The 14,190-nt window shown below is 63.0% G+C and carries 12 protein-coding genes; 6 read left to right on the forward strand and 6 right to left on the reverse strand.

Annotation, left to right across the window (positions count from 1 at the left end; translation table 11 throughout):
- Positions 1 to 18: 18 nt before the first annotated feature.
- Complete coding sequence (locus tag BLR35_RS05550; RefSeq protein WP_090379708.1) at positions 19 to 2,484, reverse strand: heavy metal translocating P-type ATPase; 2,466 nt, start codon at positions 2,482 to 2,484, stop codon at positions 19 to 21.
- A 94-nt stretch (positions 2,485 to 2,578) separates the two neighbouring features.
- On the opposite strand from BLR35_RS05550, the gene BLR35_RS05555 reads away from it, so the two are divergent.
- On the forward strand, positions 2,579 to 2,968 hold the full coding sequence (locus BLR35_RS05555) for a pyridoxamine 5'-phosphate oxidase family protein (protein WP_090378552.1): 390 nt from the start codon (positions 2,579 to 2,581) through the stop codon (positions 2,966 to 2,968).
- 118 nt (positions 2,969 to 3,086) lie between these two features.
- Here the strand turns inward: BLR35_RS05555 and BLR35_RS05560 are convergent, their stop codons facing one another.
- The gene (locus BLR35_RS05560) at positions 3,087 to 4,451 is read right to left on the reverse strand and encodes a hypothetical protein (protein WP_244510190.1); all 1,365 of its coding nucleotides are present in this window, start codon (positions 4,449 to 4,451) and stop codon (positions 3,087 to 3,089) included.
- 606 nt (positions 4,452 to 5,057) lie between these two features.
- Here BLR35_RS05560 and BLR35_RS05565 point away from each other — a divergent pair.
- A complete protein-coding gene (locus BLR35_RS05565; protein ID WP_090378558.1) occupies positions 5,058 to 6,650 on the forward strand; it encodes an HTTM domain-containing protein in 1,593 nt (530 codons plus the stop codon).
- Between the two features lie 79 nt (positions 6,651 to 6,729).
- Here the strand turns inward: BLR35_RS05565 and BLR35_RS05570 are convergent, their stop codons facing one another.
- Entirely contained in the window at positions 6,730 to 6,924 is a 195-nt protein-coding gene (locus tag BLR35_RS05570) for a cold-shock protein (protein ID WP_090378561.1), read from the reverse strand.
- 267 nt (positions 6,925 to 7,191) lie between these two features.
- Between BLR35_RS05570 and BLR35_RS05575 the strand changes: the two genes are divergently transcribed.
- Positions 7,192 to 7,800: a class I SAM-dependent methyltransferase gene (locus BLR35_RS05575; protein ID WP_090378564.1), complete on the forward strand. Its 609-nt coding sequence runs from the start codon at positions 7,192 to 7,194 to the stop codon at positions 7,798 to 7,800.
- Positions 7,801 to 7,897: 97 nt separating this feature from the next.
- Here the strand turns inward: BLR35_RS05575 and BLR35_RS05580 are convergent, their stop codons facing one another.
- A complete protein-coding gene (locus tag BLR35_RS05580) occupies positions 7,898 to 9,292 on the reverse strand; it encodes an FAD-dependent oxidoreductase (RefSeq protein ID WP_090378567.1) in 1,395 nt (464 codons plus the stop codon).
- A gap of 300 nt (positions 9,293 to 9,592) precedes the next feature.
- On the opposite strand from BLR35_RS05580, the gene BLR35_RS05585 reads away from it, so the two are divergent.
- Positions 9,593 to 9,970: a 6-pyruvoyl trahydropterin synthase family protein gene (locus tag BLR35_RS05585; protein ID WP_090378570.1), complete on the forward strand. Its 378-nt coding sequence runs from the start codon at positions 9,593 to 9,595 to the stop codon at positions 9,968 to 9,970.
- A gap of 7 nt (positions 9,971 to 9,977) precedes the next feature.
- Positions 9,978 to 11,060 (forward strand): glycosyltransferase family 4 protein, encoded by a 1,083-nt coding sequence (locus tag BLR35_RS05590; RefSeq protein ID WP_090378574.1) that lies wholly within the window; start codon positions 9,978 to 9,980, stop codon positions 11,058 to 11,060.
- On the opposite strand, the gene BLR35_RS05595 is transcribed toward BLR35_RS05590, so the two are convergent.
- On the reverse strand, positions 11,046 to 11,918 hold the full coding sequence (locus tag BLR35_RS05595) for a class I SAM-dependent methyltransferase (RefSeq protein WP_090378577.1): 873 nt from the start codon (positions 11,916 to 11,918) through the stop codon (positions 11,046 to 11,048). The genes BLR35_RS05590 and BLR35_RS05595 overlap by 15 nt on opposite strands.
- Positions 11,919 to 12,087: 169 nt before the next feature.
- A complete protein-coding gene (locus BLR35_RS05600) occupies positions 12,088 to 12,612 on the reverse strand; it encodes a winged helix-turn-helix domain-containing protein (RefSeq protein WP_090379711.1) in 525 nt (174 codons plus the stop codon).
- 246 nt (positions 12,613 to 12,858) lie between these two features.
- Between BLR35_RS05600 and BLR35_RS05605 the strand changes: the two genes are divergently transcribed.
- Complete coding sequence (locus BLR35_RS05605) at positions 12,859 to 14,190, forward strand: ABC transporter substrate-binding protein (protein WP_090378580.1); 1,332 nt, start codon at positions 12,859 to 12,861, stop codon at positions 14,188 to 14,190.

A 14,190-nucleotide genomic window follows, 5' to 3' on the forward strand; every position in this document is an offset into this window, starting at 1 on the left:
GTTTTCCGATTTTCATCGTCAGGAGAGCAACGGCCGTGCCGCGTTGCCGACGACGAGCAGACTGCAGACCGCGACGGCGCCGGTCGCGACGAGCGGGTTCAGGACTCCGAGCAGTGCCGCTGGAATCACGATCACGTTGTAGACGAGCGCCAGCGCGAGCGTGCTCCTGATCCGACGGCGTGCAGCACCCGCAAGCTCGAAGGCGCGTTCGACAGACCGGAGGTCGTCGTCGACGATGGCGAGATCGGCTGCGTCGGCCGCGAGCGCGGTCGCACTTCCGAGCGAGATTCCCAGGTCCGCCTCGGCGAGCGCGGGCGCGTCGTTCGTCCCGTCGCCGACCATCGCCACGCAGCCCTCTTCTCGGAGGCGACGCACCGCCTCGGTCTTCCCGGCCGGTGGCACGGCCGCGAACGTGTGATCGACCGCCGGATGATCCGCGAAGTACTCCGTCGCTGTCTCGTCGTCACCGGTCAACACCACGACCTCGACGTCCCGGTCCCCCAGACTCGAGAGCGTCCCCTCCCAGTCGTTCCGCGGTTCGTCGCCGACCACGACGAGTCCCTTCGCGCGACCGTCCCGGCCGACGACGATCGGCAGTCGGCCAAAGCCCCGCTGTGTCTCGATCCGATCCGCGAGGCCGTCCTCGAGCGTCCATCCTCGCTCCCGGAACAGTTGCGGATGACCGACGAGGATTCGATCCCCGTCGACGATCCCGGAGACGCCCTTCCCGTGGCTCCGGAACTCCGCGACTCGAGTCTCGCCATTACCTCCGAAGGCGGCCGCGATCGGTTCCGCGACGGGATGGGACGCGTGTGCCTCGAGTTCGCCGACCGCCGCCAGCAAGTCCGGCGGTGCCTCGGTCTCGAGGACGGTCATCTCGCCGGTCGTCAGCGTCCCCGTCTTGTCGAAGACGACGACGTCGACGTCCCGGAGCCGCTCGAGGACGCTCTCGTCGAAGACGACGATGCCGTGCTCGAGGGCCTCCCGGAGGCCGGCACCGACGGAGACCGGCGCGGCGAGCCCGAGCGCCCACGGGCTCGCGACGATGACGGTCACCAGAACGGCCGTCGCGACCGTCGTGGGGGCGGCTCCCTGGATGGCGGCAACCGTACCGACGAGGGCGGCCGCGACGATTACGATCGGTGCGAGAACGGCTGCGACCGCGTCAGCCCGGCGCTGGGTGCCGTGGGTCGCGCTCTGGAGGTCCCAGACCGCTTCCGTGATTCGGTCGATGCTGCTGGTCGTCTCCTCGCCGACGTCGACGACCGCGGCGTCAGTTCGGACGACGGAACCACCGACGACCGGATCACCGGCGACCTTCGAGACGGGAAGGGATTCGCCGGTAACGACTGCCTCGTCGACCGTACACGCGCTCTCGAGGACGCCGTCGACGGGGACACGTTCACCTTCTCGGACGAGCAGACGGTCGCCCGATTCGACGTCCTCGACTGGAATCTCTCGCGTCGTCTCGACGTCGGTGTCGGAGCCGTACACGCGGGCCGTATCGACCTGTGACGTCGTTAGTTCGGTCAACTGGTTTCTCGCTCGACGCTTGATCGTCGCCTCGTAGAAGACGGCGGCCATCACCAGTGCAGCGACGGCGATCGTGAGATCGAAGTAGAGTTCGACTTCCCCGGTGACGATCGCCAGAGTGCCGTAGGCGAACGCGGCGACGATCGTCAGCGCGGCCAGCAGGTGCGTGTTCGGCCGTCGGAGTTTCAGGCTGACGTAGGCACCGCGCAAGAGTGGGAGTCCGGTCAGGTAGAGTACGGCTCCGGTGACGACGAAGAAGAAGGGGAAAAACAGGAACCCGTCGAAATCGCTGAACGCCTCTTCGTAGAGGTGGAGCATCCCCCAGTCGGCAAACGACGTGAGATAGACCGGATACAGCACCGCGAGGTAGGGCACGAGCAGGAACGAACCGAAGACGATCCCCACGACGTACCTGATCTCGAGCATGTCCTCGGTCCGGTCTTTCCGGAGCCCGCTCATCTCTCGAGCGCGCCGCGTCGCGTCGTCGCTCCTGCGTCGATTCCCGTCGTCTGCGGCACCTTCCCGCAGATACGCCGTGTAGCCGACCGTACTCAGGACGTCCCGGAGTTCCTCCTTCGAGATTCGGTCGGGATCGTGGGCCACTCGAACGGTTTCGGTGACGTAGCTCGCGGCGACGTCGACGACGCCGTCGCGGGCACTCGCGACCGTCTCCAGGAACGATTCGCAGGTCGCCGAATGCATGCCGTCGACCCGAAAGTGGGTGGTGGCGGCGTCTTCGTCCCCGTCCCGATTCTCGGTGGCTCGAGTCTCCGTCCGGCCTTCGTCGGGACCCAGTGGTTCGAGTGCTCGGTCGACGTCCCGACAACCGGTCGAACAGAACGGCTCACCCGTCGTCTCGACTGCCGTCCCCGAAAGCGAGCCCCCACAGACGGAACACGTCCGCTCGTCGCGGTCGATCCCGTCGCCCCGTTCGGCTCGTCGATCGCTCACTACGTCGGCGTCCACCCTCGAGTACATTAAAGGAGTCGCCATTTGAGGGGATCGCAGGCTGGACGTTTTTGTCCGCCGCTGCCGGAGTTCGCCCGTGACAGTCCCACCGGAAGCACAGCGACTCCTCGAGGGCGAACCGCTGATGGCCCACCTCGCGACCTGTCGGGACGGACGACCCCACGTCGCCCCCGTCTGGTATCGGTACGAGGCCGAAGACGAGGTCGTCGAACTCGTCACGACGGGACGGAAACTGGAGAACGTCCGGGAGAACCCACGAGTCGCGCTGTCGATCCAGCACGACGACGGGGGCGATCCCCAGTGGATGGTCACGCTACTCGGAACGGCGACCGTCGTGGACGACGACGAACGAACCGCGGCCGCACGACGCCGGATCAACGAGAAGTACGGCGCGGCTGCCGACGCCTACGCCGAGAACGTGCTGGTTCGGATCGACGTCGGCTCTGCGTCGTATCGAACGTACTGAGTCCTGTCGAGGGACGCACCGTCGAAAATCTGCGTGGTGAGAGTCGAACGGCCGAAATCGAGGAAAACGCGAAAACAATCAGTTCGATCGACGTCGAGTCGGAACGTAGTCCTCGCGATCAGTGCCCTTTCTTCTTGTCCTCGTTGTCGTCTTCCACCTTCGGTGCCGTCTTGTCGATCCCTGCTTCCGCGATTCGGTCGCCGTCGTGGTAGAGGCCGACGACTGCACCGTCCTCGAGTTTCCCTTCGAGTGGCACCCAGAACTCCGCCGTGCTTTTCGCCGGAACGCAGACGTATCCACGGGCGTCACCGTCCTCGAGTCGCCACTCGAGCGGTGCTTTCGTCTCGCCGTGGTTGGTCGCCTTGAACCTGCCGTAGCCGTCCTTGCGGCCGACAGCCTCGAACTCGATGTCCTCTGGGTCGACGGCGACGTCGTCCTCACACAGTTCTTCGGGGAGTCCCTCGCTGCCGACGATGTCGCCCTCGTAGAACAGCTGTGCCGTCGTATTGGGGTCGGTCGACCCGATCCACACGTCGACCGCCTGGTTGCCGGGTACCGTAATCGCGGCGTCGCTTGCGGTGCCGGCGACGCGCAGGGTCGGCGTCAGCGTCCTGCCCTCGTAGTTCGTGATCCGGTACCAGGACCGATCCTCGCAGACTTCGACACACTGGGCGGTGAGACGGAGTCGGTCGCGGGGGATACACTCACGATCCTGGTTGCTCCCTTCGACGGCGAGTTGCGAGTCACCGTAGTAGAAGTACACCGTCGCCGAGCCGCTGGAACTGGTCGTGCCGACCTCGAAGTACGTCGCACTCTTGCCAGCGATCGTTACCGTCCCTTCTTCGCCGCCGGCGACGACGTAATCGAGTGTGACCGTCCGTTTGTTGTCGTTGGCGACTCGGAACCGTGCGGTATCGCGGTCCGTGTCGACGCAGATTCCGTCGTAGGAGAGTTCGTCGAAGTCGATCGTCGCGTCCTCGTCGTTTTTCGTGTCGACCGGTGCCTTCGCGCAGTCGTGTGGGTTGAGCACGCCCTGGCCGTCGATCGACACCGCGAGGATTCGGTCGCTCGAGTCCGCCGGGCGGTCGTAGAACTGGTAGACGTTGAACTCGTAGACCAGATCTGTTCCGTAGCGGGCGAACTGCCGGACGCGATCCGCGGTCACCGTCACCGCGACGTGTTCGATCCGTTCGTCGACGGCGTTGTACGTCACGATGCGGACGGCAGCCGGCAGCTCGTCTTCGCTCTCGAAACGCACGAATGCGGCGTCACACTCCTGGAAGTCGACCCGATCTTCGTAGTCGACGTCTTTGCCGTCGTCCCCGTCCTTGTCGTCTTTCCCTTTCTTGTGATCCTTGCCGTCTTTCTTGTCGCCCGTCGCACTCGCGGTGCCGAGGCCGAACCCGGCACCACCGACCAGCGCGCCGGTCGTGGCGATACTCCTGAGACTGTCCCGTCGAGAGAGGGTACGTTCGTCGGTCATGGTGGGCTCCCGGCCACCGGCCATCGCCGGCTCCGGTGAGTGGCGAATCCTCCAATATACTGACGGTTTGTAATCGGTGAACTACCGTTTCTCACGACGATACTACCGTTCTGACCGTCAGCAACTGAGAATAGTCACGAGATCGAATGTATCGCAGGCAGGGATTATCGGCTCTCTCCGGGCGAGAAATGAGACTCTATGAACCACTACGGTCGTCTTTCCCGAGCCGTGTAATGAGAAAGCCGAGCGTACAGGGAGCAAGGACAGCAACCGCGAATACTTCGGACGAACACGTCAGTAGGTGATTTCCGACGGCGACTCGAGGAAACCGTCCCGTTCGATCACAGCCGTCACTCCCGAACCCGTTTCGGGCCCGGATCGGGACGCGACTACTCCGACCGGACGATCTCCGCATACCTGCGGTGCGTTCGAAGTGACCGCCGCTCGAGCGAATCCGTCGGACACCTCGTATGAGTTTCCCGACCGATCCGAAAAGCTACGACGGAGTGCACTGTACCGTTGCACCCACTCATGCAAGTCGTTCACATGGGTACGGGGATCGACGCCGTTGCAATGACGGACGACAGCCACCCACCCGCGAGATAGATGGGGAAGATCAGCCGCCGTCTCACGGTGCTGTCGGCACGCATCAGGGAGCGGCTAGCGAACCCTACTTACCTCGCTTCCGCTTCGGTCCGGATCGATACACGTTCGCTCGCCGCCTTTCGGATCGCTGCCGGGTTACTCATCGTCGCTGACGTGTTGCTCCGCGCCCGAAACTTCAGGTTCATGTACACGGAGGAGGGGGCCGTCCCACAGTCGCTGGCGATGGAGGCGTCGGCCGACGGTGCGTTCTCGGTGTACTACTTCACGACGAGTTCGACCGCGATTGCGGCGCTTTTCGTCCTCACTGCGCTGGTAGGGATTCAACTGGCCATCGGCTACCGAACGAGAATCGCGACGGTGGTTGCCTTCCTGCTGGTCATCTCGCTTGACCACCACAATCCGCTGGTGTTGAGCTACGCCGACGTCCTCTTCCGGTTCCTGCTGTTCTGGGCGATCTTTCTCCCGCTCGGGGAGCGGTGGTCGATCGACGCTGTCCACGCCGACGGTCCCTCTCGAGACGGCGTCACGAGCGTCGCTTCCGCCGCGATACTCGCCCAGATCGTGTTCATGTACTTCCTCAACGGCTACCACAAGACCGAGTCGGACCTGTGGATCAGCGGGGAGGCGACGCCGCTCATCATGGGCCTGGACAACACGACGTTTCTCCTCGGAGACTTCATGCGGAACTTTCCGACGATGCTGCAGTACGGCGGCCTGACGTGGTACTACATGCTGCTTTTCTCCTGGCTGCTCGTCCTCCTCGGGGGAAGAGCTCGGACGGCACTGGTCGCCATGTTCGTCGGCGGCCACGCCTCATTCGCGATCACCGTCCGGATCGGTGCGTTCCCCTACGTCGCGATTGCGGGCCTGCTGTTGTTCCTCCAGGCAGGGTTCTGGGAGGACGTAAAGACGATCGCACGGTACGCGTCGATCGAGCGACTCCGACCGGTCGACGCTCGAGGAAGCCTGGAGCGACTCGCTCGCTCTGTGCCGGTGTTCCAGCTCAGTACTCCGGTTCCGGGCTGGTTCACGAGGAGCGTCTACGGCGTCGCCCTGGCTATCGCGGTCGTTTCGGTCCTGATCGTTCCGGCGCTTACACACATGCCCCTCGCCGAGTTCGTCGACGAGGAAGACGGTCCAGCCGACCGGATCGAACAGCGGGCCGAGATCGTCGGCGTCGATCAACCGGACTGGAGCGTCTTCGCGCCCCATCCCCGGACGTCGGATCAGTATTACGTCTTCCCGGCCCAGACCCAGGACGGCGGCCAGTTCGACGTCTACAACGACCGGGAACTGACCTACGACCGGCCGTACGAGGAGTTACAGAAACAGTTCGACACGTACAGGGAACGGTTCTACATGAGCAGCGTCCGGAGCAGCGACACCGTCGCAGCGTCGCTGGCCGAACACCTCTGTTCGAACTGGGGAGCGGATCGGAACGCCACGATCACCCACGTCAACGTGTACTACGTCGTCGAGGACGTCACGCTCGAGTCGATCGACGATCCAACGGATCGAGACAGAGACAAAGAGCGAGTGTACGAACACGGCTGTGGTGACCACGAACCTCGAGAGATCGCGCCGCCGGAGTAATCGGCGGTTTCTCGAGGCTGTCGCTCTCGAGTGAAACTGTCGAAAGAATTGTTTCTCGCCGTTTGGCGAGGCAGTTACCTTACAGACGAACGACGTTCGTCGCTCGCGGGCCCTTCTCGGCCTCTTCGATATCGAACTCGATCTCGGTCCCCTCGGTGAGGTCCTCGCCGCCGACGTCTTCCATGTGGAAGAATACGTCCTCGTCTGCGTCCTCGGTGTCGATGAATCCGTAGCCGCCCGTGTCGTTGAAGAAGTCAACCGTTCCGGTTGCCATTGTATCTCTCTGAAGTAGCACCACACGATTAAGGGTTTCGAATTTATATCCACAATATGTTTTCTCGATTAGGATAGAATATCAGGGATACAACCAGGTTATGGGCTATGTAATGCCGATTATAACGTATATAATGTCATCTAGTTACACCAGAGCAGAAATTTCGTCAAAAACACATTTGGCCTCGAGCAGTCACTGCCGATCCGTCGCTGACAGAGATCGTCGTCGAGACCACGGTACTTTAAGGCTCGGCGGTGGACGGATAACGTGGATTCTACCGAGACCCGTCGCGAGTGGGCACGACGTTCCGGCGAGTATTCTCCGGAGTACTACGCGTACTACGGGCCCGACGAGACGAGTGAGACGATCAGACGCATTCTCGAGCAGTTCGTCGGGCGAGACGCTTCCGTCCTGGAACTGGGCTGTAGTTCGGGTCGGCACCTCTCCCATCTCTACGACGACGGGTTCGACGACCTGGCGGGTATCGAGATCAACGACGACGCGTTCGATGTCATGGCGGAGCACTATCCAGACCTCGCAAGCGAAGGGACGTTCTACGCCGATGCGATCGAAGACGTCCTCGAGGAGTTCGACGACGGTCGGTTCGACGCAATTTACTCGGTGGAGACGCTCCAGCACGTCCATCCGGATGCCGAGTGGGTCTTCGCGGAACTGTCCCGGGTTACGGACGAACTCCTCGTTACGGTCGAGAACGAAGGGGCAGAAACGGAGTCGACCGACGGCGACGTAGAGTACGTCGACGAGGACGTCCCCCTCTACTACCGTGACTGGAACCGCGTCTTCACCGACGAGGGGTTAGACGAGGTCGTCGTCGAATCGAGCAAACGTGATACCGTTCGTGCGTTCCGTTCGTAGGTCGACGTCTCCCGTCATACGGTTTACTGTAAGTCATTTCCGGTGCAACCGCGACCTGGGCGGCGGTTGCGCCGGTACATCGGTACAGCAATCCGTATCAGTCGTCCGCGGCAGGGACGTCGTCGACGGTCTTCTCGTCCGTGTCGTCTGCCGCGCCCTCGCGCGGGAAGTTGTCGATCGTGTCTTCGCGGAACGCCGACTCGTCGAACTCGTATTCCTCGTCGAAGAAGTCCAGCAGCGTGTGCGTGTCCTGCATGGCGTTCTTGAGACACGTCGAGGCACCCGGCGACGGCGTGATGTTGAAGATGATGTCGTCGCCGACGATTTTCGCCTCGCCCATGTCGAGCGAGCGGTTCTTCGTGTCGACGATCTGTGGGCGGACGCCGCCGTACCCCTCCGCGCGGTCGATGTCCTCAAGCGTCGCGGTCGGGACGACCTTCTGGACGTGCGGGAGGAAGGCTCGCGGTCCGACCTTGGGCAGGTCGTAGACGAGGTTCTTGAGCACGTACGGCAGGAGAATTCGGTCTGCGAGGATGTTGGCGTAGCTAATGAACGACGCAGCGTTCAGTCCGAAGACGTCGAAGAAGTCCCGGACGGTCGAGAGACGGCCGCGCTCGAGCGTCGGGACGAGTTTTGCGGTCGGTCCAAACCGAGTGATGCTCCCGTCGTGGACGTCGGCGTCGCCGTGAACCGCGGCGAACGGGAGTTTCTTCATCTGGAGGGTGTACACCTTCCCGTTCAGGAAGTTGTCGGCGAGGAAGAAACTCCCGGCGACGGGCAGCAGAACCTTCCCCTCGCCGTAGCCGAGTTCCTTCGCGATCTGGAGGCTGTGTGAACCGGCCGCGACAACGGTGACGTCACAGTCGAACGGCCCGTCGTCCGTCGAGAGCGTGTAGCCGTCGGTCGTCTCCGTGATGTCCGTGACTTCCGTGCCGGTGTAGACGTCGACGCCCTCTTCTTCTTTTGCGCGCTCGACCAGCGACTTCGCCACCTCGCCGTAGTCGACGACGTAGCCGTCTGGCGTCTGGAGCGCGAGCATCTCCGTGTCCGAATCTCGTCCCTCGACGACCTTCGGCTCGAGGTCGGCGATCTCTTCGCGGCCGATCGCCTCGAGTTTCGGGAAGAGGTCGCCAAAGCCCTCCTCCTCGTATCGCTTCTCGAGTTTCTCGACTTCCTCCTCGCCGACGCCGAGGACCATCTTGCTGCGCTTGTCGTGCATCTCCTGGTCGGAATCGTAGTTCTCGAGATATCCCGCCAGCAGTTCTGCACCCTCCTTTACCTCCTCGGCTTTCTCGAGGGTGTAGTTGGTCTCGATGTCCCCGAAGTGAAGCGTCTGGGAGTTGTTCGTGCAGTGTGAGTTGATCGCTGCGATCTCCGATTCCTTCTCGACCAGCGCGATCGAGTCGACGTCAGTGAACTTCGCGGTCGTGTACAGCAGGGATGCACCACTGATTCCCCCACCGACGATAACGAGGTCGTACTTACCAGACATAGTTGTTCTCTGTGAACTATCGGAGCAAGTGTACTCCTGACGGATAACTTATCTTCTTTTGATCGGGTTTTCGATAATCGACGATCCGGACTTCGACGATCTCGGGAACGAGCCTGGAATACGGGATCGCAAGGGAGACAGCCGCTGTAACGCTGTACGCGTTTTCAGCAGAACTTTCCACGTCCTGTCGATCGTAAACGGTACGTGACAGGTGTTGTCGATCGGCTCCAGCGGAGAGTGCCTCGAGGAGCAACTGAGAGACGGGACCGGACTTAAGTTCACTACCGTATACTCCGAGGTATGTACGGCGTCTCCGTCTCGCGGTCGTTCGTCGCCCAGCACTACCTGACGGTGCCGGACCCCGGTCCCGAGGGAGACCTCCACTCTCATCACTTTACCGTCGAAGCGACGTTTCGCGGCCCGGAACTCGGTGAGTACGGCTATCTCGTAAACATCGACGCCGTCGTCGAAGCACTCGAGGGCGTCGTCGCCGAGTTTCGCGACGAGACGCTCAACGAGTTGCCGGCGTTCGAAGGCGTGAATCCGAGCGCCGAACGGTTCGCGAGCGTGTTCGGCGACCGGTTGCTGGATCGATTGAATCCGGAGGCGGCGACCGTCCTCGAGATTCGGCTCCGGGAGGACGACGTCGCCACCGTAAGTCACGAACGATATCTCTGAGGTCAGGATGCACGTCGGACTGGTCGTCTACGGCGGACTCGAGAAAACCTCGGGTGGCTTCCGGTACGACCGACGGCTCGTCTCGGCGCTTCGAGACCGCGGAGACACGGTCGACGTGATCGCGATTCCGTGGCGTCGGTACTCGAGAGGCCTCCTCGATGGTCTCTCCCGGTCGATTCGCTCGAGGCTCGATCGGTCCGTCGACGTCCTCGTCCAGGACGAACTCTGTCACCCGTCGCTGTGGTGGCACAACCGTCGGCTCACGCGCCCCGACGCCGTCGTCGCGCTCGTCCACCACCTCCGGTCGGACGATCCGACCGAGCGATTCGCTTCCCTCTATCGTCCGGTCGAGCGGCGCTACCTCGAGTCGGTCGACGCGACGATCACGACCAGCGAGTTCACGCGGACGCGCGCGAGCAGACTGACGCCCGCAGTCGCCTCGAAACCGAACCTGGTCGCGACGCCCGGCGGCCGGGTCGAATCGCCGGCAGTGTCGCCGGACCGGGTCACGGATCGGGCCGACGAGGGGCCGCTTCGGATCGCGTTCGTCGGCAATTTGGTGCCCAGAAAGGATCCGAAGACGCTGTTGTCGGCAGTCGCACGCGCGGGCCGGAACTGGGATGTGACCGTCGTCGGGAGCCACGACGCGGAACCCGACTACGCCACAGCTGTCCGCAAATACGCAACCGAACGCGGCCTCGAGGACCGGGTGACGTTCACCGGCGAGGTCGACGACTCGACCCTCGTGGCCGTCCTCGCCGACAGCCACGTCTGCTGTGTCCCCTCGCGGTACGAGGCGTTCGGGATGGTGTACCTCGAGGCGATGGAGTACGGCGTCGTCCCGGTCGCGAGCGCCGTCGGTGGAGCACGCGAGTTCGTCGATCACGGCCACGACGGATTCCTCCTGACACCGGGTAACGACGAACGACTGGCGTCTTTGCTCGCGATACTCGACGACGACCGCGACCGACTGGTCGAACTCGGTCGAAACGCACTCGAGACGGCCGAACGCTATCCGGGCTGGGAAGAGACGATGGGGAAGGTGCGGGCGTTTCTCCGTTCGCAGTCGGCGTCGTTAAACGGTCAGTAACACGTCCAGCTGGTGGGCGACGTAGACGAGTTCGCCTCGCTCTATCTGTTCGTGGCGACGTTCAGTCCACGTCTCCAGGCGGTCGTCGTCCACGGCTGGATCGTCCGCGAGTGCCCTCGAGACGGTGTCGACGATGTAGTGGAGGAAGTACCCCTCGTCGGCCGGGTACTCGGCTCCGTCGGCACAGACCACCCAGTCGGACGCACCCGCCGCACGCAACGTGTGGTCCGTCGCCGCTCGAGCGAGCAGGTGGCGGCCGGCGTGGGGGTCACCGGGCTCCTCGCGGCGGTGCATGTCCTCGTGGTAGCGCTCGACGACGTGGTCGTCGAACGCCGGGAAGACCGTCGGCTGGAACGTCGTCCCGCCGTCGAAGGTGATCGGGAAGTAGCAGTGACAGCCGTCCGGAATCCGGTCGAAAAGCGCCTCGGTTTCGCCTGGCTCGAAGAGATCGAGCACGGCCGCGCCAATCAACAGGTCCGGATCGGCGGTCTCGAGGTAGACCGTCGCGTCGGCGACGACCGTCTCGATCGTCACGACCTGTCCGTCGCGCTCGAGGCGGATCGGCCGCTCACTCGCCACTGTGTACCCCTGTTCTCTCGCCCACGCCGGGAGCCGTTTCCTGACGGTCCCGATCGCGTCGGCGTCGACGTCGACCAGCGTGTACGTGAGCCGATCCGGGAGCAGGTCCCACTCGGCGAGTCGCTGGAGCATCGTCCCGATTCCGGCACCGATCTCGACGACGGACGACGACGACTCGAGGAGGGGTTCGAGTTCTTCGAGGACGGCTCGATCGAGTGCGCGGTCGTCGACGGTTCGTTTCGCGGCCAGGTATCGCTCCTTCGAGTCGGTTCGGGTCATGCTCGAGCGGGCCGTGCCACCTCGTGGATACACGCACACGCTCGGTCCGCTTACGCTTTGCCCGTCGACAGGTGTCGTCGCTCGTGTGCGCTCGAGCGTCGAGAGAAAGTGGTTCGCATCGAGCGGTGGTGTCGACGCGAACGGTTCAGGTGCGACTCGATTCAGTCGTTCACTCGAGATCGGTCTCCTCGCGCAGGTCCTCGTAGATCTCGGGATCGGTCTCGAACTTGAGGACGTTGTGGACGGCGGAGTTGCGTACGTTCTCGATGACGTCGCCGTACTCCTTGTAGAACTCGTGGATCCATTGTGAGATCTGCTCGCGAGTTCGGAACATCATCACGGTCTTCCACTGGTACTCGCCGTCCGAGAGGAAGTAAAAGAGGGTGTGTTTGTCCGATTTGATGTGGTTCATCGCGTCGCGCCAGCCGTCGGCGAAGTTCTCGGCGTTGAACTTGAACTCGAACAGCGCGAAGATGTAGTACTCCTCGTTGGGGATGATCGCCTCCCGGAAGACGCCCTCGTCGCGCATCCGGCGAATCGACTCGCTTACCGTGACGTGAGAGACGTCGATGTCGTACTGCTCCTCGAGGACGTCCGTCAACTCCCGCGAAGAGAGCTGTGGATCGTTCGATAGCTCACAGAGGATCGCGATGTCGCGATCCTTGAAGTCCCAGTTCGGCGGCTCGTCGTCCATACACGAACATCCGGCTGACGTTACGTGTTCGTTTCGGTCACCTTCCTCGATTGCTGCTGGGCGGGCCAGGAGCGACCAGTGGGAGTGATAGCCGTCGAGACAGCCGCGTTCGATCTGCTCCCGACGCTCGAGGCCGAATACACTCGCCATAAGACGAGCTACCAGATAACAAGTGAACTGCGCTAACGAGGAACAGACTTAATATGTATAAAAAATAATCCGAAACACGTTAACCGAGTGGTCCAAATGGATAACGATAGTAACACACACGGGGCGGAATCGACCGATGGACGAACCGGTGTCGACCGACGTCGCTTCCTTGCGGCGGGGACTGGTGCGGTGGCGACCTCCGTCGCCGGCTGTCTCGACCTGAGCGGCGAGGCCGGCGCAGGCGGCGAGGTCACGATCGGCGTCCTGGCACCGCTGGGACAGGACCAGGGCGTCGGTGCCGAAAACGCCGCAGAGATGGCCGTCGACGAGATCAACGACGACGGCGGCATCGACGGAGCCGACGTCGAACTCGTCGTCGTCGACACGCTGAGCGATCCCGGCGAAACCCAGGACGAGACCGAGCGGCTGATCGAGGTCGAAAACGCCGACCTGCTCGTCGGAACGTTCTCGAGCGAGGCGACCCAGGGTGCCCTCGAGACGATCGGTGAGTACGGAATCCCGTTTATCATCACCGGGTCGGCGGCACCGTCGCTGGTCACCGACTTCGTCGCCGACGACTACGAACAGTACAAGAGCGTCTTCCGGTCGGGTCCGATCAACTCGAACCTGCAGGCCGAAGCGATGGGCGACTACGCCGAGTACCTCGAGGAACGTCACGGCTGGGAGGAGTTCGCGTTCCTCGCGGACAACGCGGCGTGGACGGAACCGTTCGCCGAGAACCTGCCGGACATCCTCGAGGATCGAGGGTACGAGGTCGTCCACGAGGATCGACTCCAGCCGGGACTCGACGACTGGAGTTCGGTGATCGGCGATCTCCAGAACGCGGCTCCCGACGCAGTCTTCCGATTTTTCGCCCACAACATCGCGACCGAACTGCTCGGTGCCTGGCACCAGCAGGAACTCGACTTCGGCATCGAGGGGATCCACGTCGCCTCGATGACGCCGGACTTCTTCGAGGTCATGGAGGGTGCCGCGAGTTTCGAGACGACGTCCCAGTCCGGTGCCGCCGGTGCCACAGCCATCACCGAGCATACCCAGGACTTCGTCGAGCGTTATCAGGAGGAGTACGACGAACCGGCGCTGCCGATGTACATGGGGTTCAACACGTACGACGCCATCCACGTCTACCACGAGGCCGTCGAACGGGCGGGGACGACCAACTGGGAGAGCGACCTCGACGACATCGTCGACGCGATGCTCGAGACCGAGTACACCGGCACCGCGGGCACCGTCGAGTTCTACGGTCCCGACAGCGACTATCCACACGACCTTCAGGAGACCCGTGACGAGGACGACGTCATCTCGAACTTCCCGGTCACCCAGTGGACTCCCGAAGGCGAAATCGAGTGTGTCTACCCCGAAGCGCATCGCACGGCCGACCACCAGGCGCCGCCGTGGATGGGATAA

The sequence above is a fragment of the Natronobacterium texcoconense genome (assembly GCF_900104065.1).
GTDB lineage: Archaea > Halobacteriota > Halobacteria > Halobacteriales > Natrialbaceae > Natronobacterium > Natronobacterium texcoconense.

Excerpts from the sequence above, each read along its gene's own strand:
- BLR35_RS05560 (WP_244510190.1), bottom strand. The coding sequence starts at position 4,451 with ATGACCGACGAACGTACCCTCTCTCGACGGGACAGTCTCAGGAGTATC.
- BLR35_RS05565 (WP_090378558.1), top strand. The coding sequence starts at position 5,058 with ATGGGGAAGATCAGCCGCCGTCTCACGGTGCTGTCGGCACGCATCAGG.
- BLR35_RS05570 (WP_090378561.1), bottom strand. The coding sequence starts at position 6,924 with ATGGCAACCGGAACGGTTGACTTCTTCAACGACACGGGCGGCTACGGA.
- BLR35_RS05580 (WP_090378567.1), bottom strand. The coding sequence starts at position 9,292 with ATGTCTGGTAAGTACGACCTCGTTATCGTCGGTGGGGGAATCAGTGGT.
- BLR35_RS05585 (WP_090378570.1), top strand. The coding sequence starts at position 9,593 with ATGTACGGCGTCTCCGTCTCGCGGTCGTTCGTCGCCCAGCACTACCTG.
- BLR35_RS05590 (WP_090378574.1), top strand. The coding sequence starts at position 9,978 with ATGCACGTCGGACTGGTCGTCTACGGCGGACTCGAGAAAACCTCGGGT.
- BLR35_RS05595 (WP_090378577.1), bottom strand. The coding sequence starts at position 11,918 with ATGACCCGAACCGACTCGAAGGAGCGATACCTGGCCGCGAAACGAACC.
- BLR35_RS05600 (WP_090379711.1), bottom strand. The coding sequence starts at position 12,612 with ATGGACGACGAGCCGCCGAACTGGGACTTCAAGGATCGCGACATCGCG.
- BLR35_RS05605 (WP_090378580.1), top strand. The coding sequence starts at position 12,859 with ATGGATAACGATAGTAACACACACGGGGCGGAATCGACCGATGGACGA.